Origin of the sequence: Mesorhizobium sp. B2-5-3 (assembly GCF_006441005.1) — a bacterium.
Classification (GTDB): domain Bacteria; phylum Pseudomonadota; class Alphaproteobacteria; order Rhizobiales; family Rhizobiaceae; genus Mesorhizobium.
Genome location: NZ_VFUS01000003.1, coordinates 354,721 through 378,076, shown reverse-complemented (window position 1 = coordinate 378,076; position 23,356 = coordinate 354,721). Strand labels below are relative to the sequence as shown.

Sequence of the window (23,356 nt, the reverse complement as noted above, 5' to 3'; positions counted from 1 at the left end):
GACGATGACCAGATTGACCACTGAATTCCCCGATTTCGGACTGACGCCGGAGCAGCGCCGGCACGCAGTGCGCGGCCACTATTATGAGTGGCCGGGCATGGATGGCGAGCGCGGCGAAATCTGGTGCTACAGCGACCGCTTTTCCTACCGCGCCGGCGAGACAGTGACGCTGCATGTCAGTTCGACGGCTCCGTCCTTCAGCATGACGATCGTCCGCGACGGCGGCACCGAGACAAAGGTGTTCGAGAAGTCCGGCATTGCGGCGCGTTGGCAGGAAAGTCCAGACCAGTGCTCGGCCGAAGGCTGCGGCTGGGAAGCCTCGTTCGAATTCAGCGTCGGCAGCGACTGGCCGTCCGGCGCTTACCGGGTGACGCTGACTGCTGAAGGCCGCGACGGCAAGCCGATCCAATCCCATCATCTTTTCATCGTCGCGCCCCTGCCCGGCAAGAAGCCAGGCCGTGTGCTGCAGGTGGCGGCGACAGGCACCTGGCTCGCCTACAACACCTGGGGCGGCTCCAATCACTACCAGGGCATCACCGGGCCGGACCGTAACGAATATTCTCCGATCGTCTCGACGCAGCGCCCCTGGTGCCGCGGCTTCGTCGTGCTGCCCAAGGAGGCGCCGCGTGTGCCGTTGGAAGTCGCGGTGCCGCCGAAGACAGTGCCGCGCTATCCACACATGGAATGGGCGCTCGCCACCGGCCATTCGAAGAAATACGCATCGTCGGGCTGGGCGAGCTATGACAGCCACTTCTTCCGCTTCGCCGAACGGGCGGGCTACGCCGTCGATCTCGCCAGCCAGCACGATCTGCATTTCTCGCCCGACATTCTCGATGGCTACGACTGCGCCGTCTTTGTCGGCCATGACGAGTACTGGACCTGGGAAATGCGCGATGCGGTCGACAGCTACGTCGAACGTGGCGGCCATGCGGCGCGCTTCGCCGGCAACTTCATGTGGCAGACGCGGCTGGAGGATGAAGGCCGGCGGCAGGTCTGCTACAAATACCGCGCCCGAGCCGAGGACCCCGCCTATCGCGGCGGCGACGTCACCCGCGCCACCAATTCCTGGGAGGCGCCCGAGATCGGCCGGCCGGGTTCGGCGACCTTCGGGCTCAACGCCACACGCGGCCTCTATGCCGGATGGGGCGGCTGCGCGCCACGCGGCGTGCGCGGCTTTCCCGTGTATCGGCCCGAGCACTGGGCCTTTGCCGGAACCGGCATCTACTATGGCGACCTGCTTGGCGCCGACAGCCATGTCTATGGCTATGAGGTCGACGGGCTGGATTTCGAAATCCGCGGCGGCCTTCCCTACCCGACCGCGACCAGCGGCGCACCGGACGGCTTGCAGGTTCTCGCCGTCGGCATGGCCAGCCAGGTCGAGGAAAGCGCCGATATCCCGATCGAGGATCAGTTTCTCACCGACGAGGATGGTCGCTTCAGCGCCGAGACGCTGTTCGGCGATCGGAGCGACGCCAATCTGGAAAAAGTCAAACGCGGCAACGGCATGATCGTCAATTTCCCGCGCGGCAAGGGCGAGGTCTTCCACGCCGGAAGCTGCGAATGGGTCGCCGGCCTGCTGAGGCAGGACCCGATGGTCGAACGCGTTACCCAAAATGTCCTCGATCGTTATCTCGGAAAGTCCTGACATGTCGAAAGCCCAGACCGCCGCCCCGGACACCGAAGCCCGGCGCCAATCGCATCTGTTCTATCTCTCCAGCCTGCGCCGGCCGCTGATCGACCGTGCCGAGGGCATCTATATGTGGACGCAGGACGGCCGCCGCTTCATCGACGGATCAAGCGGCCCGATGGTCGCCAATATCGGTCATTCCAACCGCAATGTGCTCGACGCCATGAAGCGGCAGATGGACCGCGCCACCTTCGCCTACCGGCTGCATTTCGAGAACGAACCGGCAGAAGAGCTGGCGCGTGAGCTGGCCGGCAAGCTGCCCGAAGGCATGGATCGCATCTTCTTCGTCTCAGGCGGCTCGGAAGCGACCGAATCCTGCATCAAGCTGGCGCGGCAGTGGGCGGTGGCCACCGGCCAGGCCAGCCGCTGGAAGGTGATCACGCGCTTCCCCTCCTATCACGGCGGCACGCTGGGTTCACTGTCGATCACCGGCGACTACGCGCTGGCCGAGACCTTCACGCCAATGATGCGGGTGATGCCGACCGTGCCGGCACCGGCGGCCTGGCGCGACCGCGACAATCTCTCGATGGAACAGCGCGGTCTCCGCTATGCCGACATGCTGGAGGAGAAGATCCTGGCCGAGGGGCCGGAGAGCGTGGTCGCCTTCATCATGGAACCGATCGGCGGCGCGGCGACAGCGGCGCTTGTCGCGCCGGACAGTTATTATGGGCGCATCCGCGAAATCTGCGACCGCTACGGCATCCTGCTCATCCATGACGAAGTGATGAGCGGCGCCGGCCGCACGGGAAAATTCCTCGGCGGCGACCATTGGAACTGCAAGCCGGACATCGTCGCGCTATCAAAAGGCCTGGGATCAGGTTACGCGCCGCTCGGCGCGCTGGCGGCGCCGATGCGGCTGGTGCAGCCGCTGCTCGCCTCCGGCGGCTTCCAGCACGGCCATACCTATGCCGGCAATCCGCTCGCCTGCGCCGCAGGGCTGGCCGTGCTCGGCGAAATGGACCGCCTCGACCTGATCGCCAATGCCGCCGCCATGGGCGATGTGCTGATGGACGGATTGCGAGAGCTAGCCGAGCGCTTCCCGTTCATCGCCGACGTGCGCGGCAAGGGCCTGCTCACCGGCGCCGAGATGCTTGCCGATCCCGAAACGCTGCGGCCGATCGACCAGAGCAGGAAGGCGACGCAGCGCCTGCTCGACCTCGCCTATGAGCGCGGGCTGATCATCTACGGCCGCAAGGTCAAGGGCGGTGTCGACGGCGACAATTTCATGGTCGCACCACCGATGATCGTCACCAGCGAGCAGGTCGGCGAGATCATCTCCATCATCGGCGACTCGCTCGAAGTCCTGGCTGCCGAACTCGACCTTCCGGTCGAAGGCCGGGGATAAAACAATGGCGCCGAGAAAGGTCATCATCACCTGCGCCGTCACCGGCTCGGTGCATACACCGTCCATGTCGCCTTATCTGCCGGTAACGCCGGACCAGATCGCGGCGGATGCCATCGCCGCGGCCGAGGCCGGCGCCTCGATCCTGCACTTGCATGCCCGCGACCCAAAAGACGGACGGCCTACGGCCGATCCGGACGTGTTCATGCAGTTCCTGCCGCGCATCAAGCAGGCGACGTCGGCGGTGATCAACATCACAACCGGCGGCTCCTCCCTGATGACGCTGGACCAGCGGCTGGCGGCACCTTTGCGGGCCGAGCCCGAAATGTGTTCGCTCAACATGGGCTCGATGAATTTCGCGCTGTTCCCGATGCTCGACAAGCCAAGGGAATGGCAACACGAATGGGAACCGAAGTTGCTGGAAGCCACACGCGACACGATCTTCAAGAATACCTTCGCCGACATGGAGGGCGTTCTCGAGAGACTGGGCAAGGGTTGTGGCACGCGTTTCGAATTCGAGTGCTACGATGTCGGCCATCTCTATTCGCTGGCGCATTTCCGCGACCGGGGGCTGGTGTCGGGGCCGCTGTTCGTCCAGTTCGTGCTGGGTATTCTTGGCGGCATTGGCGCCGATCCGGACAATCTCATCCACATGAAGCGCATCGCCGACAAGCTGTTCGGCGACAGCTACCAGTTCTCGGTGCTGGCCGCGGGCCGCCACCAGATGCCGCTGATCTCTATCGCCGCGGCCATGGGCGGCAATGTCCGTGTCGGGCTCGAAGACAGTCTCTACGACGGCCGCCAGCTGGCGAAATCCAATGCCGATCAGGTGCGCCGTATCCGTGGCATTCTCGATGGACTGTCGCTGGAGGTTGCCACCCCGGCCGAAGCACGCGACATGCTGGCGCTGAAGGGTGGCGACAGGGTAGCGTTTTAATGCGACTGGCTGAGATGATAGTGCTCCGTCACACCTTGGCTCCCTGCTTGCCATGACAAGTCCGGAAAAAATCCTCCTCCGCCCCGGACGAATCGAAGACGTCGAAACCATCCATGCCGCAATTCTGAAGCTCGGCACCCATATCGGCGCGCCCGAAGAAATCGTCTCAACGCCAGACGATCTCAGGACCTGGGGCTTTGGCGAAAGACCTGCCTTCTCGACCCTGATCGCCGAAGTCGATGGCGAATTCGCCGGACTGTGCCTCTATTTCCCGATCTTCTCGACCTGGATGGGGCGGCCCGGCGTCTATGTGCAGGACCTCTATGTCGAGGACCGGTTTCGCGGTCGCAGGATCGGCGAGCGCCTGCTGCGGCGCGTCGCGGCCGAGTGCCGCAAGCAAGGCGGCGCTTATCTCAGATTGTCCGTCGATACCGACAATGAGAGCGCAAAGGCCTTTTATGAACGGCTGGGCATCGCCTGGTCGAGCTACGAGCAGACGCAGAAGATCATCGGCGACGCCTTCTTCGCCTTTGCCGACGCGCCGGAGAAAAAAGAATGAAAGCCTTCTACGCGCAGGAGCAGAAGCGCCACGACCCCAAGGCTTTCCTTTCCAGCGGCGCCCCGCAGCCCAATCCGGAAAAGCCGGAGCGCGTCGAGAGATTGTTAGCAGGCGCAAAATCGGCCGGCTGCACGATCGAGCGGCCGCGCAATCACGGACTTGGTCCGGTCGCGGCGGTGCACACGCCCGAATATCTCGATTTCCTGGAGCATATCTACACGCGTTGGCAACGCATCGAGGGTGCCTCGGCGGAAGTGATCCCCAACATTCACCCGATCGTGCGCAACGGCTCCTATCCGGCCTCCGCGGTCGGCCAGGCTGGGTACCACATGGCCGACACGGCCTGCCCGATCTCTGGCGAGACCTGGCAAAGCGCGCTGTGGAGCGTCTGGAGCGCGGTCGAGGCGGCGGAAGCGGTGATGGCGGGCGCGCCGGCCGCCTATGCGCTTTGCCGCCCGCCCGGTCACCATGCGTTCGCCGATGTCGCCGGCGGCTTCTGCTTCATCAACAATTCGGCTGTGGCGGCGCAGGTACTGCGCAAACAGGCGGCACGTGTGGCGATCCTTGACGTTGACCTGCATCACGGCAACGGCACGCAAGGCATTTTCTATGCGCGGCCGGACGTGCTCACCGTCTCGCTGCATGCCGATCCGGTGCGGTTTTATCCGTTCTTCTGGGGACATGCCGACGAGCGCGGCGAAGGCCCCGGTCTCGGCTATAATTTCAACCTGCCCTTGCCACGCAAATCCGCCGACGCGGCATTTCTGGAAGCGCTTCAGGTGGCGTTCCAGCGTATCCGCGCCTTCGCGCCCGACGCGCTGGTCGTGGCGCTCGGGCTCGACGCGTTCGAGGGTGATCCGTTCGGCGGGCTTTCGGTGACGACGCCAGGTTTCTCGCGCATCGGCGAAGCCATCGCCAAGCTCGGCCTGCCGACGGCAATCGTCCAGGAAGGCGGCTATCTCTGCGACGAACTCTGTGGCAACCTCACCGCTTTCCTGACCGGGTTCGGCACCAAGGCACGCTGACAGGTCGAGCTCGGGTCAGGGCCGCTGCTGCCTGAGCATGGCAACCACCCGGTGCACGCTCTCGAGCGTTTCGTCGATTCCGGCCGCTGTATTGTAGTGTGCAATGCCGATGCCCACGACAGCTTGAGCCGCGATCGTGGTTTCGAAATGGCCGCCGAGATTGGCGTTGGTGATCAACAGATACGCGACACCGCGTCTGCCACAGCCTGCGGAACCTGCGTTCCGGCGGGATTGTAGAGATAGATGCGCCTGAGACCTCCATCGGTCAGAGCGAGAGCGGGAAATTTTCCACGCAATGTTTCGATCGGAAAATCCACCATCGTCTCCATCCCGCTGTTATTCCCCGACAATTCAACTTCCGAGTCGATCAAGGACAGGGATTGCCGACCCGCTGGTGAATGGCGTCGACCGCCTTCTGCATCTCTTCGGTCCAGACGACCTCCACTGAAGACAGCGCCATTTCGAGCTGCGAAATGGTCGTGGCACCAATGATGTTCGAGGTGACAAAGGGCCGGCTCGATACATAGGCGTTGGCGAACAGCGCCGGCTCCAGGCCGAAGGAGCGCGCCAGCTCGTTGTATTCAAGCTGCGCCTCGGCGGCATTGGGCGTCTCGTAACGCTGGCCGCGGTTGAAGAGCTGCGAGCGCGACCCCTGCGGGCGCGCACCATGGTCGTATTTGCCCGAGAGATAGCCCTGCGCGAGCGGCGAATAGGCAAGCAGCGAGACCTCTTCGCGATCGCAGACTTCGGCGAGGTTCACCTCGAAGGTCCGGTTGACCAGATTATAGGCGTTCTGGATCGAGGCGACCCGTGGACCAATAGCTTTGTCAGCCTCTGCAATGAAGCGCATGACGCCCCAGGAACTCTCGTTGGACAGGCCGAAATGGCGGATCTTTCCGGCCTTCACCAGGTCATCGAAGACGGCAAGCGTCTCCGCGATCGGCGTTTCTCCGGTCGGCGCCCCGACGGAATCAGCGCGGCGCGCCACGGCCCCGACGCGCGTCGGATTGGCGCCCCAGGGTATGTCCCGCTCCGGCCAGTGGATCTGGTAGAGATCGACATAGTCCGTGCCGAGCCTGGCCAGGGACTTGTCGACGGCATCGAAGATATCGGCGCGCACCAGCTGCGACGGCCTGTCGCCGCGAAACCAGCTGTTTGCGGTGCGACCGACGACCTTGGAGGCGAGTATCACCTTGTCGCGGTTGCCCTTTGCCTTCATCCAGCTGCCGATGATCTTCTCGGTCCGCCCTTGCGTCTCCGCCTTGGGCGGGATCGGGTAGAGCTCGGCAGTGTCGATGAAATTCACCCCGCGCGAAAAGGCCAGGTCCATCTGGGCGTGGCCGTCGGCTTCGGTGTTCTGCTGGCCCCAGGTCATCGAACCGAGGCAGATCTGGGTGACAAGAAGATCGGTCCGACCGAGACGGCGTTTGTGCATGGAAGTGTGCTCCGGCGGGAAAAGCTTGCGCGGCTGCGCGGGGAAGGAATTTTCATCCTACAAGAAAGCAGAGGCGCTCTCCAAGCCTCGGCAAACCGACTTTTACGTGAACCAGACTGCGCTAGCGGCGAGCCCCTGCCAGGGCGCGCCGCTTGGCCTCGTCGATCAGCATGTTAGCCACCTGCATGCGGATCATGGCGCGCTGGCGCAGGTGCGGCGCGACGCGATCAGGATGGTTCGAAAAGGCGAAGCTGCGGCGCATGCGGCCAAAATCGGCGACAGCCTTAGGCGTGTCCAATCCCAATTCCACGGCAATCGATTCGGGATCGATCGGCGGCAGTTTTTCTTCGGGCCTTGTCTCTTCGCCCGCAAGTGCCAGCTTCGCATGATCGAGCAGAGCCGCGAATTCTGCGGCGAGATCCGCGCCTGCCTCGCGATATTCCGTGGCAAATCCGCTGCCAGAAACCTTGATGCGGCCCGAATGGAGCTCGTCGGCGACGGAAAGATAGTCAAACGGAATCGACGGGCGAGTGGCGGCCTCTTCGCCTCCCCCGTCCTTGTCGGAGGCAACGAAGAGATCATCGAGCAACGAAGCGAAATCCCGCTTGGCGCTGGTAACGATGTCAGCCTCCCCAGTCTCACGGTGTGTCCGAGACATCCACCTTAGGGTCCGCTCGTTAAAAATGCATGCCGCCGATTTTAACAATTGAAGGTTTACGGGGCTGGACCACGCCCGGTCAGTCACAAAAAGCCGGACTGCGGTTGGTGCAGTCCGGAATTCGCCAGAAGCGGCGAGGAAAAACCGGCCATGTGCCAGCAAGAGGGATACGATTCGCGATCTGCGAAAGTTTCAGGCGATGCAGGATCATGGCAGAAAAAATTTTGCAGAGCATGGCAGGCATGCAAATGCTGCACTGCACAATTGTCACGAATCCCCTATATTTGGACGCTGGGAGGTCCAACAGGGGCCTGGATTATGGGGTTCTTCACTGAAATGTTCGCGCGGCCACGGCCGCAGGAACATCTGCGTTATCGTGCCGCGCTCGCGCTGCTGCATTCCATGAGCAATGCGGACCGCGCCGACATCGGCATCAAGCCCGCCGATTTCCCGCGCATCGCCCGCGAAATGTCCGTTCGCTAGTTCGGCCAGCCAGGGATATTCCGGCTCCGGACGGGCAACGCCTTGATGGCGTGATCCGTCAACGTGAGCCCAGGAACGTTGCCTTGCCCAGCGGCACGCCATTGTGGCGAAGAATGTCGTAGGCGGTGGTGAGGTGGAAATAGAAGTTGGGCATGGCCACATGCAGGAGATACCGCAAACCGGCCATCGAGACCTCGCGCCCGCCGAGCCTGACCTCGACAATCCGCTCGTCCGAACCTTCCAGATCGGCCGCGGAGAACGTCGCCAGATGGTCAAGCGTCTTGGCGATGCGCGCCTGCAATTCGGCAAAGCTCGCCTCGTTGTCCTCGTATTTGGGAATCTCCCGGCCGGCGAGCCGCGATGGGGCTCCCTTGGCATGGTCGGTGGCGATCTGCACCTGCCTGGTCAACGCGAACATGTCGGGCGCCAGCCGCGCCGTCAGGAACACCTGCGGGTCGATCTTGCGCTCGCCGGCGTTCTGTTCGGCCGTGGACAGCACGCTGGACAGCGCTTTCAACCGGGCCGAAAACACAGCCACCGATACTTCATACATGGATAGGGTCACGCAATTATCTCCCGGGGCAGTTGAAGCGCCGCGAGCGCGAACTAGCGCCTTCCCGGGCGATTCTTCAAGCGATACCCGCAAGGCGTCACCACGTCGCCGCAATCACCGTGGTAGAATCTCCGTTACCGCGTGGAGATTCCCGATGAGACACGCTTTTCTCGCAGCGACTGCCTTGTTCTCCCTTGCCTCGATCGCCCAGTCGGCACCTGCCGACGAGGCGCCCTACGTCGATGACAGGTCGAGCGCCGAGGCAGTTGTCCGCTCGCTCTACAGTGCCATCAACCGGCATGAATTCGCACGTGCCTGGGGTTATTATGGCGATACCAAGCCGGCCAAGGACTTCGACAGCTTCGTCAAGGGCTATGACGGTACCGACAAGGTGGATGTCAGGACCGGCGCCGTATCCAACGAGGGCGCGGCAGGCAGCATCTACTACAGCGTGCCGGTCGCCATCCAGGCAACCGACAAGAAGGGCGAGGCGAAGGTCTTTGCCGGCTGCTACACGCTGCGCCAGGTCAATGCCCAGATTCAGGCGCCGCCATTCCAGCCGATCTTCATCGACAGCGGAGCGCTGAAGCCGTCGAGCGCGGACTTCGAGGAGGCTGTGCCGGCTAGCTGTGGCGACGGCCCGCCGCCGCCGAAGAGGGATGCAGCGCTGGAGCAGGCCAAGAAGGCTTTCCTGGCCAGCTATAGCGACCAATGCGACAAGGATCTCGCGGCCAAGGAGCCGGAGATTTTTTCCATCAAATACAGGGACAAGGATGCGGCGGCCGGCGATCCCGACAAGGAAACGCGCCTGTTCCATTTTTCCTGCTCGGCGGCCGCCTACAATGAAAGCTCGATCTACTACATGACCGACGAGGCGAACGGCGTCAGGCAACTGCAGTTCACCGAACCGGAGATGGACATCCGCTACGTGAACAACGACAGCGAAGGCAAGGTCGAATCCATGCACATCGTCGGCTTCCGGACCACCGGCTGGGCGACCAATTCCAGCTACGACCAGGACGCCCACACGATAACCACCTTCAACAAGTGGCGCGGCGCCGGCGATGCCTCGTCAGCAGGCACCTATCTGTTCCGCAACGGCGATTTTTCACTCGTCCAGTACGACGTCGACGCCTCCTATGACGGCGAGGAAAACCCGCAAACGGTTGTCGACTACAACACCGCTCCCTGAGCCCCGCGAGGTCCGATCACGGCGCCTTCGACAGCATCCAATTCAACGCGCGGCGCCAATCGACCATGCGGATTGGGGTGCCGTGCGTGCCCGTCTCGAAGCGCACGAAGCGGGTCGGATAGGCTTTCGACTTGGCGATGATGGACCGGAAGAAGGATTCCTGGTTTGCCACGGGAAAGACCACGTCATGGCTGCCCTGACCGAAGAAAACCGGCACGTGGCGCCTGAAGGCTGGGCTGGAGAAGAAACTCTCGTCCCACAGCGAGCCAAGCAGCAGAAGCCCATCGATTTGCCCGCCCGTGTCCGTGCGGGCGGCAAGCTTCCAGCACAATGCGCCGCCCATCGAGCCGCAGGCGACGAAGATCTTCGCGCCCGGCGACTGTTGCGCATAGTGCTCGATCAGCGCCGCGACCTGTGCCGCCCCCTTGTCGCCGAAATCGGGGAAGTCAGGGCTGAGATAAAGGCCGCCATTGCCTGCCATCAGGTTTTTGATGCGGTTGAAATTGCCGCCGAAGGTGAAGTCATCGACACCTTGCTTGCGGCTGCCGCCTTGTCCGTGCAGGTAGAGCACGATGACGGAAGCTCCTTGCGTCTTGCCCACAGCGATGTGCCTGACGTCGCCTGCATCGGTTTTCAACAGCAGATCCTGCTGCACCTTGCGCACACCGGTATCGGTATACTGCGCATGGACGCGCTTTTCCGGCATCTCGTCGCGCTGGTTGATGTCGCGCATCTCGCGGTAGTCGATCACCGTGTAGGCGCCGTCTGACGAGAGCGTCGCGGGATAGGCGAACAGATCGTCCTTGAAGGGTTTTAGTTGGAGAGCAGAGGCCTGGGCAGCAGAAAACAGGAAAAATATCGAAATCAGAAAGGCAGGGAGCGTGAGCACCCCCCTCTGGCATGCCGGCCATCTCCCCCTCAAGGGGGGAGATTGGCAGTTTCGGTGGCTGCGCCCTTCTGCCGGCCTTCGAGATTGGCGAAAGCCGAAATGATGTCCAATCTCCCCCCTTGAGGGGGAGATGGCCGGCAGGCCAGAGGGGGGTGCGACGGTACGATTAGCCATGCCCAAGGCATGCGTTTTTCGACTTCGCTTTGTCAATCCTGCAGCACGCCGCCGGCGCCCTCAAGCGCCTCGCGAGTGTCAACATCGACGGATGCGCCCTCGCCGATCTCTACATCGACGACGTCAAGTCCTCCGGCTTCGACAAGGTGGCGTGCGCCGGTATCACCTTCGAGATGGGCGACAGCCGGGAACAGCGAGCGCGGCAGGAGGACCGGATTGCCGCGTTTGCCAAGGTGCGAGGCGCGGACGACCAAATTGCCTCCCGCCCCGCGAAACGCATCGATCAGCCGGTCGAGATCGCCGGTCGAGACACCCGGCATGTCTCCGAGGACGATCATCGCACCGGCGGCATCTCCCGGCAGATAGGCCATACCGGCTTTCAGGGAGGTGGAGAGCCCATCGGCAAAATCGGGATTGTCGGCGAAAGTCACGTCCAGGCCCGATAACGCGCCGCGCACCCGCTCACGCTGGTGGCCGGTAACGACGATCGTGCCCGAAGCTTTTGAGGCGAGCGCACGCTCTGCTGTACGGCGGACCAACGGTTGGCCGTCGAAAAGCGCCATAAGTTTGTTCGGCCCGCCCATGCGGCTCGAACGGCCTGCCGCCAAAAGCACGATCCCGACCTTGAGCCGGCTTACGGCCGGCAGCGGTTCGCGCGGCTGCGGGCGTGTCGGGATTTCCATCAGCAGGCCGCCGACGCCCATGCCGGCGATGTCGGTCGCCGTTACGTCGAGGCCGGCGATCAGCCGGTCGAGCACCCAGTCGAAGCCGTTCTCCTTGGGGCTGCGGGCGCAGCCCGGCGCGCCGATGATCTGCTTGCCGGCGACCCTGCCGAGCACCAGCAGATTGCCGGGGTCGACCGGCATGCCGGCGCGGATGACAGTACCGCCCGCTTCCTCGATCGCGGCCGGAACGACGTCGGCGAAATCGCTCATGGCCGAAGCGCCGAAGATCACGACCATGTCGTTATCGCGCGCCAGCGAGGCGGCCGCCTCGGCAACCGGCGCAACCTCGTGCGGCGTGCGGCGCTCGGCCGTCAGCCGCCCGCCCGAACGCGCCAGCCGTGCCTCGGTGACGCGCAGCGTCTTGTCGAGCACGCTCGGCTTGACGCCCGGCAAGACGGTCTGGATAACACCGACACGAATGGGCCGATAGGCATTGACGGCAAAGATCTCGCCGCCGGCGCAGATTTCCATGACCGCATCGACCAGCGCCGACCCAACGGCGAAGGGAATGATCTTCACGGTTGCTACCATCTGGCCCTTTTCGACCGGCGCATGCTGGCCAAGCGTGGCGATGGTGATGGTTGGATCGACGGCATTGATGGCGTCGATCATCGCGCTGTTGACGGTGAAGACGCCAGCGGCTTCGGCATGGAGGTTGACCCGCCCCGTCGCGGCAGGCTTGGCCGCGACATTGCGGTGGCGCATACCGGTCGCGATCCGTTCGGCGGCGGCGTCTTCGCCCAGATCGCCGGGAGAAAGCACGGCCGCGACGACTTCGCTGATGCCCGCCGCTTTCAGCACCCCGACATCCTCTGCACTCAGCCGATGCGCTTTGCGGAAACGTCGCTCGCCGACCGTCGTCGCGTGCGCAAGCACGGCGCCTTCGGCCTGTTCGATAGGAACCGGGCCGAATTTCACGCTGCGGCGTCCCTGGCTTCGAGGCCGCGCGAGCGAAACGCGTGAATGACCTGCGCCAGCACGGCGACGGCGATCTCGGCGGGGCTGGCCGCACCGATGTCCAGACCGATCGGCGCCTGGATGCGGGCGATCTGCTCGGAACTGGCGGCCAGCGCCAACAGGCGCTCGATACGCTTCGCGTGGGTTTTCCTGCTGCCGAGTGCCCCGACATAGAAGCAACTGGCGTCGAGCGCCGCCTTCAGCGCGAAATCGTCGATCTTGGGATCGTGGGTGACGGCGGCGACCGCCGTGTAGCTGTCGAGTGGCTGTCGTTGCAGCACCTCCTCAGGCCATTCGGCGTGCAACGCGACGTCGGGAAAGCGGTCCGACGTGGCAAAAGCCGTGCGCGGATCGATGATCTCGACTGGATAGCCGGCGATCCTGGCCATCGGCGCCAGCGCCTGGCTGATGTGCACGGCGCCGATCACCACCAGGCGCGGATGCGGCAGATGCGCGTTGAGAAAAAAGGTGCGCCCTTCCGCTTCGACCGAGCCGGAATTCCCGGTGCGGAACGCCTTGCTGATCGCGGCACCGAGATCGCCGGCGACCGGATCGCCTTCGCGCACGATACGGTCGCGGCCGTCACCAAGATCGGTGACCAGGATCGCGGCGCGGCGGGCGCGGCGCTCGGCGTTGAGTGTTTTCAGCGCATAGGGATCCATCGAAGATCAGCCTAGCCTTTCCACATACACTTTGATGCGGCCGCCGCAGGAAAGGCCCACCTGCCAGGCGGTCTCGTCGGCGACGCCGAATTCCAGCATTCTGGGCTTGCCGGTGCCGATGACGTCCATGGCCTCCGTGACCACGGCGCCTTCGACACAGCCGCCCGAAACCGAGCCGTGGAAATTGCCGTCGGCGTCGATAACCAGATGGCTGCCGGCCGGGCGTGGCGCGGAACCCCAGGTCTCGACAACGGTCGCGATGGCGACACCCTTGCCGTCCTTCATCCAGCCTTCCGCGATGATCAGCGGGTCGCGGGCCTCGTCGAGATAAATGCTGTCGCTCATCGTTGCTTCTCTCAGGGTCTGTTTTTCCCGGAAATATGTGTGTTCAGCAGCATATGGCTACGCGGCGCGCCTCGCGCCACCCTCCATCCATCGCCGCGGATCGACGGCATATCCAGGCTTCCGGTCCAGCGAGGCGCAGAGATCGGCGAGCGCGTCGAGATTGTGCACGGCACGGAATTCGTCGACATGCGGCAGCATCGCCCTGACGCCGCGGGCGCGCGCCTGGAAACCGTCAAAGCGCAGCAAGGGGTTCAGCCAGATCAGCCGCCGGCAGGATTTGTGCAGACGCTCCATTTCCTCCGACAGGCCGTCGACCTCGTCTCGCTCCAGCCCGTCGGTGATCAAAAGCACCACCGCGCCCTGTCCCAGCACGCGCCGCGACCATATCAGGTTGAACTCGGCCAGCGTGTCGCCGATGCGCGTGCCGCCCGACCAGTCCTTGACCGCGGTGGAACAGTCGGCCAGGGCGGCGTCGGGATCGCGATGGCGCATCTGTCGGCTCAGATTGGTGAGCCTGGTGCCGAAGACGAAAGTGTGCACGCGCCGGCGCTTTTCCGTCAGAGCATGCAGGAAATGCAGGAAGATGCGCGTGTACTGGCTCATCGAACCGGAAATGTCGGCAAGCACGACCAGCGGCGGATACACTTCGCGGGGCGAGCGGAACTTCGGCAGGATCAGTTCGCCCCCAGTGCGTGCGGCCGAGCGCATCATGGCACGCGGATCGATGCGGCGACCGTGCGAATCGGCCTTGAAACGGCGCGTCCGCACCATATCGAAGGGCAACCGCAGTTCGGCGATCGCTTTCCTGGCGTCGGCCATCTCGGCGGCATTCATCTGAGCGAAATCCTTGGCCCTCAGCACCTCGTTGCCGGAGAAAGTAAAGCGCGCGTCGACCTCGATCTCGGGGATTTCCTGCGCCGGCTGGTTCCTGCTGTGGCCTGCGAACATGGCCTGGCTGACACGGCTTTCGGCCGCGCGTGGCTTCTGCTTCTCCCTGGTATCGGGCGCCACCGGCGAAAGCATCGCCAGCATCTTTTCGATCAGCTCACGCGACTTCCAGAATAGCCGGAAGGCCTCGTCAAAGATGGCATGGTCCTCATGCCGCGACACCAGCACGGCATGCAGCGTCCAGTAGAAATCGTCGCGCGCGCCGATGCCGGTGGCAAGTACCGCCTCGATGGCATCCTTGACCGAGGCCGGACCGACGCGCATGCCTGATTTGCGCAAGACACGGGCGAAATAGACGATGTTGTCGGCGATGTGACCGTCGACAGTCGCCTCCCTGGGTTCCGCGCGAGGCATGGCCATGAGCCCTACTCCGCCGCCGAAAGCTCGGCCTTCACCTCGTCGAGGATACGCCGGCCTTCGCCCTCGCCGATGCGGGCAATGTCGTCCTGGTATTTCAGCAGCACGCCGATCGTGTCGGAGACGGTTTCCGGGTCGAGCGCGACCTTGTCGAGTTCGGTCAGCGCGCCGGCCCAGTCGATGGTCTCGGCAACGCCCGGCATTTTGAACAATTCGATCTGGCGCAGCTTCTGGATGAAGGAGACCACCTCGGCCGAAAGCCGGCTGTTGGCCTGCGGCACCTTGCGGCGCACGATCTCCAACTCCCGCTCGGCGCTGGGATAATCGACCCAGTGATAGAGGCAGCGCCGCTTCAGCGCGTCATGGATTTCGCGGGTGCGGTTGGTGGTGATTATGACGATCGGCGGCTCCTCCGCCCTGATCGTGCCGAGTTCGGGCACCGTCACCTGGAAATCGGAAAGGATCTCGAGCAGGAACGCCTCGAACGCCTCGTCGGTACGGTCGAGCTCGTCAATCAGGAAAACCGGGGCGGCGCCGGCCTTGCCGGTCAGCGCATCGAGCACCGGACGGCGTATCAGGTATTTTTCCGAGAAAACGTTGCGCTCCATGTCGGAGCGGTCAACCTTGCCGGCCGCCTCCTCCATGCGGATCTCGATCATCTGCGCGGCATAATTCCACTCATAGACGGCGGACGAGACGTCGAGACCCTCATAGCATTGCAGACGGATCAGCCGGCGGCCGAGCGCCTCTGCCAACACCTTGGCGATCTCGGTTTTGCCGACGCCGGCCTCGCCCTCGAGGAACAGCGGCCGCTTCATGCGCAGCGACAGGAAAAGCACGGTGGCCAACGACCGGTCCGCCACATAGTCCGCGCCGGTCAGGAGATCGAGCGTCTCGTCGATCGTCCGCGGCACGGGGCGCGGTTTTAGCTCGGTCATTCCTTCTCCGTGGACGCCTCTGCCCCGCTTTCCAAAACGTGGTAGCCGCGGGCGTGATAGATCAGCGGCCGCAAATTATCGCCCATGCGCAGGCCTGTCACCTTGCCAAAAAGCACACGATGGGTGGCCAGGTCCTTGGTGTCGATCAGTTCGCAGTCGAACACGGCGAGCGCGCCCTTCAAGGTCGGCGCGCCGGTGGAGATCACATCCCACTCGCCGAGCGCGAAACGTTCCTCGACCGGCAGGCCGGTGATGCCGGAAAAGCCGATCGACAGCGGCTCCTGGTGCGAGGCAAGCGTGTTCAAGGCAAACCTGCCGTTTTTCACGAACGGCTCGTTCTTGGGATTTTCACGGTTCAGGCAGACCAAAATGGTCGGCGGCGTATCGGAAACCGAACAGGCGGCGATGACCGTCGCGCCGCGCTTGCCGGCCGGCCCGTCGGTGGTCACCACATGGACGTGACCGGCAAAATGGCTCATCGCGTCGCGATAGGCCTGCGGTCCTATGTCGTTCTTCTTCAACACCGGAGATTTTCCATAGCCTGAACCCTATCGCTATATATGGCTAGATATGACAAGCCACAAGCGAAGTGCTTGGCCCATATCCCGAAATTCGCGTGTTGCGCCAAGACCGGGCAGCCTTTAGGTCTTGGCGGGAGTGGCGCCGGGACCATCCGGGCTCGCTTGGAGGAAGTCTTCGACAGGATGCGACCCGGGGCAACGATATCTGCCGCGCTGGCCTGGCTGCTGCTGACCGGCGCCGCCAACGCCCAGACGCTGCTCGTCGGTGTTGCCGCGCCGCTCTCCGGATCCTCGGCGATCCTTGGCAGGCAGATCGAAGCCGGCGCCGAAGTGGCGGCCCAGGCGAACGGCATCGAGCTCAAGACCATCGACGATGCCTGCACGGCCGATGGGGGTGCCGCGGCAGCCCGGGAATTCGCGACCGCCAAGGTCAATGTCGTCGTGGGATTTCTCTGTACGGAAGCGATCGAGGCGGCGATGCCGATCTTGAAGGACGCAGGCATCGCCGTCATCACCGTTGGCGTGCGAACCGAAAGCCTGACTGACCGTCGTCCCAAGACCGGCTGGCCGGTCTACCGGCTCGGACCGAGGGGCGACGACGAGCGCAATGCCGTCGCCAACACCCTTACCCGGCTTTGGCAGAACGAACTGTTCGCCGTCATCGATGACGGCACCATCTACGGCCGTGAGATCGCCGAGACGTTGCGGGCGGCGGCCGAACAGGCGGCGCTGAAGCCGGTGTTCGTCGATACGTTCCGGCCGCAGCTCGACAACCAGATCGGTCTGATTGGCCGGCTGAAGAAGGCCGGCGCAACCCATGTCTTTGCCGGTGGCGACGGCGACGACATCGCCATCATGGGTCGCGACGCCGCGCAACTCGACGCCGGCATCGTATTCGCCGGCGGCGAGAACCTGCGCACTCCGCCCGGCGCAGTGCCCTATGCCACGGGAACGCTGATGATCGCTCCCCCGGAATGGGCCGATGTCGCCAATCCCAAGGTGCTGGAGGTGTTTGCCTCGCAGAAGATCGTGCCGGACGGCTACACGCTGCCGGCCTATGCGGCGGTAGAAACCGCCAAGGCGGCGATGGCGGAAGCCGCAAGCTCCGGCAGGCCGCTTGCGGAAGCGCTCATCGGGCATGATTTCACCACGGCGATCGGGCCGGTGCGCTTTGATGCGAAGGGCGACCTCAGCCGGAATCCGTACCGCGTCTTCCGGTTCGATGGCGCCCGCTTCGTACCGTTGGAAAGCAACTGATGTTTCGCACCGGCCCGCGCAACCTGATCACCGATGTCGCCGGTCTCAGCGTCGGCAATGCCTCCGATGCCCGACTGAAATCCGGCGTGACGACGGTCCTTTGCGACGAGCCGGCCGTAGCCGGCGTCCAGATCCTGGGCGGTGCGCCGGGCACGCGCGAGACGGACCTGCTCGAACCCCACAATTCGGTTGAGACGGTCCATGCCGTGGTGCTGTCGGGCGGGTCGGCTTTCGGCCTCGACGCAGCGTCCGGCGTACAGGCAGCACTGCGCGAGCGTGGCATCGGCTTCGAGGTCGGCGGCTTTCGCGTGCCGATCGTGCCGGCGGCGATCCTGTTCGACCTGCGCAATGGCGGCGACAAGGACTGGGGCCGCTATCCGCCATACCGCGACCTCGGCTACGAGACGGTGCAGGCCGCCGGTTCGGATTTCCAGATCGGCACGACCGGCGCCGGCACCGGCGCGCTGACCTCCGGTCTCAAGAGCGGGCTTGGCTCGGCTTCGACGCTGCTTGACAATGGCGTCACCATCGGCGCGCTGGCGGCGGTCAATCCGATCGGCTCGGTGACCATCAGCCGAAGCCGCCATTTCTGGGCGGCTCCGTTCGAGATCGGCGATGAATTCGGCGGGCTTGGCTATCCCTCGCCAATGCCGGACGACGCCAAAAGCATCCTCTTGAAGTTTCGCGACAAGACGTTCACGGGCAAGGCGGATGCCGGCGGCAACACCACCATCGCCGTTATCGCCACCGATGCCGTTCTCACCAAGGCCGCCGCAAAGCGCCTGGCCATGTCAGCGCATGACGGTTTCGTGCGGGCCATATGGCCGACGCACACGCCGGCCGATGGCGATCTGGTCTTCGCGCTGGCGACCGGCAGGAGCGGTATCCGGCTCGAAGCCGACGCGGCAATCGACCTTTATGCCGCGGCAGGCGCCACGATGGCGCGCGCCATCACGCGCGGCGTTTTCGCCGCGACGCCCGCCGAGGGCGATCTGTTTCCGGTCTGGTCTTCGCGCTGACTTATACGCGATCAGGTGGGGTCGGACTTTTCTTCCTCGAAAGTGACCGCGACGTCGGAATTCGCCGACAGCCAGACCTTCTTTCCCTCGACCTCCGCGACAAGGCTCAGGGGAATGAAATGATGGTGCCCCTTATGCGTGCCCATACCGCTGTCGGACTTGGTCAGCTTGATCCGCTGCCCCTCGACTTTGTCGACCGTGCCGACATGAACGCCATCGGCACCGATCACTTCCATATGCTCACGAATTTTGCTGGTGTCGGTCATGGTGGTTCTCCATTGGGACTGCCGACAATAACAGACGAGGCCGCGATTGGATGCATGGCGCTTGCTTTATCGGGCAGCGCGACGCCGGTATCTTGTCGTGATAGGGAATGGCGATATCGTTGGCCGGCGGAAAACCTCATGCAAAACCTTCTTCTGTTTGCCGTTTGCCTGCTTGCGCAGTTTTGCGCAGTCGTCGCCGCCCGGGCCGGGGATGTCGCCGAGCTTGAAATCCTGGGCTTCACCAAGGACGGCGGCATCTTCGCGTTCGAAGAATATGGCGTGCAGGATGGATCGGGATTTCCCTACGCCAATCGCTATTATATCGACACCAGCAACGACAGCTTTCTCCAGGGAACGCCTATTCGCGTCCGGCTCGACGACGAGAACGCCACGTTGACGGCGGCTCGTATTCAGGCCCGCGAGAAGGGCGAAGCGGTCGTCAGCCAGGCGGAGTTGGCCGCGAACAAGGGCATCACCGCAGGCTTCAACCCGGTAACGGAGATGTCCGCCGACCCGCATCGGATGGCGGTCAATCCGCGTCCGATCTTCTCGCCAGTCGACCAGCCGCTCGAGTTCCGGCTGGACGAGATCGGCATGAACGAGACTAAGGGCTGCGAGAGCCAGGGTGAGATCAATGGCTTTCGGCTGCTGCGCGTCGAGGCGCAAGCCGGCGGTACGACGAAGCTGTTGCACGAGGACAAATCGATCCCCAAGAGCCGGGGTTGCCCGAACGGCTACCGCATCGGAGCCGTGCAGACATTTTCGATGGACAATCCCAGCGCCTATGCGGTGCTGATCGCGGTGCGCCAATATGGCTTCGAAGGCCCGGACTATCGCTGGATCGCGGTAACCGGCCGCCTGTGACACCGCTCGTCCACCCCGCCAGGCGTCATCGCGCCCTGGGCCGCCTCCGCGGCGCCATACCAACGCCGGGCACGGCGCTGCTCGGCGCGCTGCTTTGGGCCGCCACGATGGGCGCCAGCGCGCTCCTCAACCTGTTGCTGGAAAGTTGGCTGACGCCAGATAAAATCCGCACCGTGACGCTGCTGTTTGCAGGCGGCGGCGCTCTGGCCTTTCCTGTTGGCCTGTTCGCGGCACGGCTGGTCTCGCGCGGAAGGAGCTGGGAAGTCGCCTTCGCGGCGGCATTCGTGGGTCTCGCCGCCGCGACGATCGGCCTGACCGCCGGGCTGTATGCCTTGCAATACCGGTCCTACTATGCCGCATGGCATGCACCTACCTTCACCCTCACCTGGGGGCTCCAGTTCGTCTTCACGATGGCGGTGGCGCTCTACCAGTTCGTGGTGCTGGGCATCAGGCTCTATTTCCCGATCGGGTTCCTCGCCTTGTTTGCCGCCAGCCTCTGGTTTGCGCGGCGGCGGCGTTGAGCATTTTGTCCGCCTCTGTTAGGACGCGGGCAAATTTCTCGACACGTCAGGACTGACCGATGATCCCTCGCTACTCCCGGCCGGAAATGGTGGCCATATGGTCGCCCGAAACCCGGTTCCGCATCTGGTTCGAGATCGAGGCTCATGCCTGCGACGCGCTGGCCGAACTCGGCGTCATCCCGAAACAGGCGGCGAAGACCATCTGGGAAAAAGGCAATGCCGCGAAGTTCGACGTCGATGCGATCGACGAGATCGAGCGCGTCACCAAGCACGACGTCATCGCTTTTCTCACCCATCTCGCCGAATTCGTCGGACCCGACGCCCGCTTCATCCATCAGGGCATGACATCCTCGGACGTTCTCGACACGTGTTTCGCGGTGCAGCTCACGCGTGCCAGCGACATGCTGCTGGCCGACATCGACGCGCTGCTTGCGGCGCTGAAGCGCCGCGCCTTCGAGCACAAGGATACCGTCACCATCGGCCGCAGCCACGGCATCCATGCCGAGCCGACCACCTTCGGCGTCAAGCTGGCGCAAGCCTATGCCGAATTTTCGCGCTGCCGCGAGCGGCTCGTGCATGCTCGCGAGGACATAGCCACCTGCGCCATTTCGGGAGCGGTCGGCACCTTCGCCAATATCGAGCCTTATGTCGAAGAGCATGTCGCGGCAAAGCTCGGGTTGAAGCCGGAGCCGGTATCGACGCAGGTGATCCCGCGCGACCGCCATGCCATGTTCTTTGCCACGCTCGGCGTCATCGCATCGTCGGTGGAGCGGCTGGCGATCGAGATCCGGCATCTGCAGCGCACCGAGGTGCTGGAAGCCGAAGAGTATTTTTCGCCTGGCCAGAAAGGTTCGTCGGCGATGCCGCACAAGCGCAACCCGGTGTTGACCGAGAACCTAACCGGCCTTGCCCGCATGGTGCGCTCCTTCGCGCTGCCGGCGATGGAGAATGTGGCGCTCTGGCACGAGCGCGACATTTCGCATTCCTCCGTCGAGCGCATGATCGGGCCGGATGCGACGGTGACGCTGGATTTCGCGCTGGCGCGGCTGACCAGCGTCATCGACAAACTGCTCGTCTATCCCGACAACATGCTGAAGAACATGAACAAGTTCCGCGGCCTGGTGCATTCACAGCGCGTGCTGCTGGCATTGACGCAAGCCGGCGTCTCCCGTGAGGATGCCTACCGGCTGGTGCAGCGCAATGCCATGAAGGTGTGGGAGCAAGGCGCTGATTTTCTTGAAGAACTACTGGCCGACAATGACGTCACCGCCGTCTTGCCGGAAGCCGAGATCCGCGAGAAATTCGACCTGGGCTACCACACCAAGCATGTCGACACGATCTTCCGGCGGGTGTTCGGAGAGGCCTGAGGGGCTTTCCTTCTCCCCGTCGCTACGAGGAGAAGGTACCGCAGGACGTAACTGCCGATCACGCTTTGCCGGGAACGGTCCTGATCACCGTGCCCCACGGATCTTCGCGGGTCGTTTCACTGGCCACGTTGTCGGACCGCATCTCGACCCAGGCAAGGCCTGACCGGGTCGGATCGCGGCGGCCGGCGCCGGCGCTCTGCCACGCATTGGCGCCGATATGATGATGGTAGTGGCCTGACGACAGGAACACAGCCTGGCCGCCATACTTCGCCACCGTGTCGAAGCCGAATTCCTGGTTCCACCAGGCTTCCGCCTCTTCCGGCCGGCCGACGCGCAGGTGGACGTGGCCGACAATGCTGTTTTCAGGCGCTCCCTGCCAGCCCGCGTCGCCCGCCGGCACTTCGGCGACGACCGAAGGAATGTTCAGCCGTTCGGTCGCCATCGCGATCTTGTCGCCGTTCCACGTCCAGTCCTGCGGACGGCGATCGGCATAGATCTCGATCCCGTTGCCCTCGGGATCGGTGAGGTACAGCGCTTCGCTGACCAGATGGTCCGAAGCGCCCTCTATGGCGATCTTGTCTGATATGGCGTGGTTGATCCAGCGGCCGAGATCGGCACGGCTGGGCAGCAGGAAAGCCGTGTGGAACAGGCCGGCGCTGCGCGGATCGTCAGGCTTGGCCGAGGCGTCCGGCTCCAGCACCAACAGCGGACGGTTGGCGGCGCCCAGGGTGATCGCGCCATCGGCGCGGCTCAATTCCTGCAAGCCGACAACAGCGCGATAGTAGGCCGCTAGGCTTTCGGCGTCGCGCGCCTTCAGCCCGACCCGGGCAACGCTCACCGGCGTGGTGGCGGCAAAGGGCAGTTCGCTCATGATTGTCTCCGTTGCGGCGACGCTTTGGCATAAACCCCGAGGTCAGGAGCCCGGCGCCGGCGATCATTGTACATCGTGTCAGCACCAAATGCGGTCCTTCACGGCTGTTTCTTTCCAGAGGACAAATCGGCGATCGTGATCGTTCACACAAGACAGCGAAAAGCGAACATGGTGTTCACCATTGCAAGCAGGAGCGCACCCATCGGCGGTTGCATGAGGCAATCACGCTCGCTATCTCAGCGCCATGAAAGTCAAAGACGCAGATATTCTCATCATCCCGGGCTACACTAACTCCGGACCCGAGCACTGGCAGACCCGCTGGCAGTCAAAGCTGTCGACCGCGCGGCGCGTCGAGCAGGCGGAATGGTCGAAGCCCGTGCGCGAGGACTGGACGGCGAGCGTGGCTAAAGCGGTCAACGAAGCCGAGAAGCCCGTCGTCCTCGTCGCGCATTCCCTTGGCGTTGCCGCGGCGGTGCAAGCCATCCCGCAGTTTCGCAAGCCGGTCGCCGGCGCATTCTTCGTGGCGCCGCCCGATGTCGCCAATCCGGAGGTACGGCCAAGGCACCTGATGACGTTCGGCCCCTACTCGCGCGAGCCGTTGCCCTTCCCGTCCATGGTGATTGCCAGCCGCAACGATCCGTTCTGCGCCTTCCACGTCGCCGAGGACATTGCCGGCGCCTGGGGGTCTCTCTTCATCGATGCCGGTGAAGCCGGTCACCTCAACACCGATTCAGGCTTCGGCCCATGGCCCGAAGGTTCGATGACCTTCGCCAAATTTCTCACCGAACTGAAGGCCTGACGACC

25 protein-coding genes and 1 pseudogene are annotated in these 23,356 nt (G+C 63.8%); 13 read left to right on the top strand and 13 right to left on the bottom strand.

The features are described from left to right. Positions 1–4 precede the first annotated feature (4 nt). Genes FJ867_RS09385 through FJ867_RS09365 form a run of 5 tightly spaced genes read left to right on the top strand, consistent with a single transcriptional unit; the run spans position 5 to position 5,550 of the window. On the top strand, positions 5–1,645 hold the full coding sequence (locus tag FJ867_RS09385) for a N,N-dimethylformamidase beta subunit family domain-containing protein (RefSeq protein WP_140493773.1): 1,641 nt from the start codon (positions 5–7) through the stop codon (positions 1,643–1,645). Position 1,646: 1 nt separating this feature from the next. Beyond that, the gene (locus FJ867_RS09380) at positions 1,647–3,032 is read left to right on the top strand and encodes an aspartate aminotransferase family protein (protein WP_140493775.1); all 1,386 of its coding nucleotides are present in this window, start codon (positions 1,647–1,649) and stop codon (positions 3,030–3,032) included. Positions 3,033–3,036: 4 nt separating this feature from the next. Then, positions 3,037–3,966, top strand: a complete 930-nt coding sequence (locus FJ867_RS09375; RefSeq protein ID WP_140583326.1) for a 3-keto-5-aminohexanoate cleavage protein — start codon at positions 3,037–3,039, stop codon at positions 3,964–3,966. A gap of 52 nt (positions 3,967–4,018) precedes the next feature. Further along, entirely contained in the window at positions 4,019–4,525 is a 507-nt protein-coding gene (locus FJ867_RS09370) for a GNAT family N-acetyltransferase (RefSeq protein ID WP_140493779.1), read from the top strand. Continuing rightward, a complete protein-coding gene (locus tag FJ867_RS09365; RefSeq protein WP_140686202.1) occupies positions 4,522–5,550 on the top strand; it encodes a histone deacetylase family protein in 1,029 nt (342 codons plus the stop codon). The genes FJ867_RS09370 and FJ867_RS09365 overlap by 4 nt, the downstream gene beginning before the upstream one ends. 114 nt (positions 5,551–5,664) lie before the next feature. Here FJ867_RS09365 and FJ867_RS09360 read toward each other — a convergent pair. From FJ867_RS09360 to FJ867_RS09350, 3 genes and pseudogenes are all read right to left on the bottom strand, one after another. Continuing rightward, positions 5,665–5,870: pseudogene (locus tag FJ867_RS09360) on the bottom strand (cysteine desulfurase-like protein); the annotation flags it as partial. Positions 5,871–5,917: 47 nt separating this feature from the next. Next, positions 5,918–6,985, bottom strand: a complete 1,068-nt coding sequence (locus FJ867_RS09355) for an aldo/keto reductase (RefSeq protein WP_140517684.1) — start codon at positions 6,983–6,985, stop codon at positions 5,918–5,920. 121 nt (positions 6,986–7,106) lie between these two features. Next, positions 7,107–7,574: a hypothetical protein gene (locus tag FJ867_RS09350; RefSeq protein WP_140494990.1), complete on the bottom strand. Its 468-nt coding sequence runs from the start codon at positions 7,572–7,574 to the stop codon at positions 7,107–7,109. A gap of 219 nt (positions 7,575–7,793) precedes the next feature. Between FJ867_RS09350 and FJ867_RS28890 the strand changes: the two genes are divergently transcribed. Continuing rightward, positions 7,794–8,126, top strand: coding sequence for a hypothetical protein (locus FJ867_RS28890; RefSeq protein ID WP_181168509.1), 333 nt, complete (start codon positions 7,794–7,796; stop codon positions 8,124–8,126). Positions 8,127–8,184: 58 nt separating this feature from the next. On the opposite strand, the gene FJ867_RS09340 is transcribed toward FJ867_RS28890, so the two are convergent. Further along, entirely contained in the window at positions 8,185–8,691 is a 507-nt protein-coding gene (locus FJ867_RS09340) for a DUF1993 family protein (protein WP_140738001.1), read from the bottom strand. A gap of 142 nt (positions 8,692–8,833) precedes the next feature. On the opposite strand from FJ867_RS09340, the gene FJ867_RS09335 reads away from it, so the two are divergent. After that, entirely contained in the window at positions 8,834–9,871 is a 1,038-nt protein-coding gene (locus FJ867_RS09335) for a DUF1176 domain-containing protein (protein WP_140493792.1), read from the top strand. A gap of 16 nt (positions 9,872–9,887) precedes the next feature. Here the strand turns inward: FJ867_RS09335 and FJ867_RS09330 are convergent, their stop codons facing one another. From FJ867_RS09330 to FJ867_RS09295, 7 genes are all read right to left on the bottom strand, one after another. Next, positions 9,888–10,730, bottom strand: a complete 843-nt coding sequence (locus tag FJ867_RS09330; protein WP_181168347.1) for an alpha/beta hydrolase — start codon at positions 10,728–10,730, stop codon at positions 9,888–9,890. A 236-nt stretch (positions 10,731–10,966) separates the two neighbouring features. Beyond that, positions 10,967–12,577 (bottom strand): molybdopterin-binding/glycosyltransferase family 2 protein, encoded by a 1,611-nt coding sequence (locus FJ867_RS09320; RefSeq protein WP_140666343.1) that lies wholly within the window; start codon positions 12,575–12,577, stop codon positions 10,967–10,969. Beyond that, positions 12,574–13,278 carry an XdhC family protein gene (locus tag FJ867_RS09315; RefSeq protein ID WP_140686200.1) on the bottom strand — a complete coding sequence of 235 codons (705 nt, stop codon included), beginning with the start codon at positions 13,276–13,278 and terminating at the stop codon, positions 12,574–12,576. Before FJ867_RS09315 ends, FJ867_RS09320 begins: the two co-directional genes overlap by 4 nt. A gap of 6 nt (positions 13,279–13,284) precedes the next feature. After that, positions 13,285–13,623 carry an XdhC family protein gene (locus FJ867_RS09310; protein WP_140817240.1) on the bottom strand — a complete coding sequence of 113 codons (339 nt, stop codon included), beginning with the start codon at positions 13,621–13,623 and terminating at the stop codon, positions 13,285–13,287. A gap of 57 nt (positions 13,624–13,680) precedes the next feature. Beyond that, positions 13,681–14,931: a VWA domain-containing protein gene (locus FJ867_RS09305; RefSeq protein ID WP_181168342.1), complete on the bottom strand. Its 1,251-nt coding sequence runs from the start codon at positions 14,929–14,931 to the stop codon at positions 13,681–13,683. A 5-nt stretch (positions 14,932–14,936) separates the two neighbouring features. Further along, a complete protein-coding gene (locus tag FJ867_RS09300) occupies positions 14,937–15,866 on the bottom strand; it encodes a MoxR family ATPase (protein ID WP_140493800.1) in 930 nt (309 codons plus the stop codon). Continuing rightward, entirely contained in the window at positions 15,863–16,390 is a 528-nt protein-coding gene (locus FJ867_RS09295) for a flavin reductase (RefSeq protein ID WP_140493802.1), read from the bottom strand. Before FJ867_RS09295 ends, FJ867_RS09300 begins: the two co-directional genes overlap by 4 nt. A gap of 180 nt (positions 16,391–16,570) precedes the next feature. Between FJ867_RS09295 and FJ867_RS09290 the strand changes: the two genes are divergently transcribed. Continuing rightward, the gene (locus FJ867_RS09290; RefSeq protein ID WP_140517691.1) at positions 16,571–17,644 is read left to right on the top strand and encodes a branched-chain amino acid ABC transporter substrate-binding protein; all 1,074 of its coding nucleotides are present in this window, start codon (positions 16,571–16,573) and stop codon (positions 17,642–17,644) included. After that, on the top strand, positions 17,644–18,663 hold the full coding sequence (locus FJ867_RS09285) for a P1 family peptidase (RefSeq protein WP_140493806.1): 1,020 nt from the start codon (positions 17,644–17,646) through the stop codon (positions 18,661–18,663). The genes FJ867_RS09290 and FJ867_RS09285 overlap by 1 nt, the downstream gene beginning before the upstream one ends. A gap of 11 nt (positions 18,664–18,674) precedes the next feature. On the opposite strand, the gene FJ867_RS09280 is transcribed toward FJ867_RS09285, so the two are convergent. Further along, positions 18,675–18,929 (bottom strand): DUF2171 domain-containing protein, encoded by a 255-nt coding sequence (locus FJ867_RS09280; protein ID WP_140493808.1) that lies wholly within the window; start codon positions 18,927–18,929, stop codon positions 18,675–18,677. Positions 18,930–19,067: 138 nt separating this feature from the next. On the opposite strand from FJ867_RS09280, the gene FJ867_RS09275 reads away from it, so the two are divergent. Genes FJ867_RS09275 through purB form a run of 3 tightly spaced genes read left to right on the top strand, consistent with a single transcriptional unit; the run spans position 19,068 to position 21,681 of the window. Continuing rightward, a complete protein-coding gene (locus tag FJ867_RS09275; RefSeq protein WP_140493810.1) occupies positions 19,068–19,793 on the top strand; it encodes a DUF2259 domain-containing protein in 726 nt (241 codons plus the stop codon). After that, complete coding sequence (locus FJ867_RS09270) at positions 19,790–20,314, top strand: hypothetical protein (protein WP_246672573.1); 525 nt, start codon at positions 19,790–19,792, stop codon at positions 20,312–20,314. Before FJ867_RS09275 ends, FJ867_RS09270 begins: the two co-directional genes overlap by 4 nt. Before the next feature lie 59 nt (positions 20,315–20,373). Beyond that, positions 20,374–21,681 carry an adenylosuccinate lyase gene (purB, locus tag FJ867_RS09265; protein ID WP_140522066.1) on the top strand — a complete coding sequence of 436 codons (1,308 nt, stop codon included), beginning with the start codon at positions 20,374–20,376 and terminating at the stop codon, positions 21,679–21,681. Positions 21,682–21,739: 58 nt separating this feature from the next. On the opposite strand, the gene FJ867_RS09260 is transcribed toward purB, so the two are convergent. Beyond that, a complete protein-coding gene (locus FJ867_RS09260; protein WP_140493814.1) occupies positions 21,740–22,552 on the bottom strand; it encodes a VOC family protein in 813 nt (270 codons plus the stop codon). A 244-nt stretch (positions 22,553–22,796) separates the two neighbouring features. On the opposite strand from FJ867_RS09260, the gene FJ867_RS09255 reads away from it, so the two are divergent. Continuing rightward, positions 22,797–23,351 carry an alpha/beta hydrolase gene (locus FJ867_RS09255; RefSeq protein ID WP_140656047.1) on the top strand — a complete coding sequence of 185 codons (555 nt, stop codon included), beginning with the start codon at positions 22,797–22,799 and terminating at the stop codon, positions 23,349–23,351. Positions 23,352–23,356: the final 5 nt, after the last annotated feature.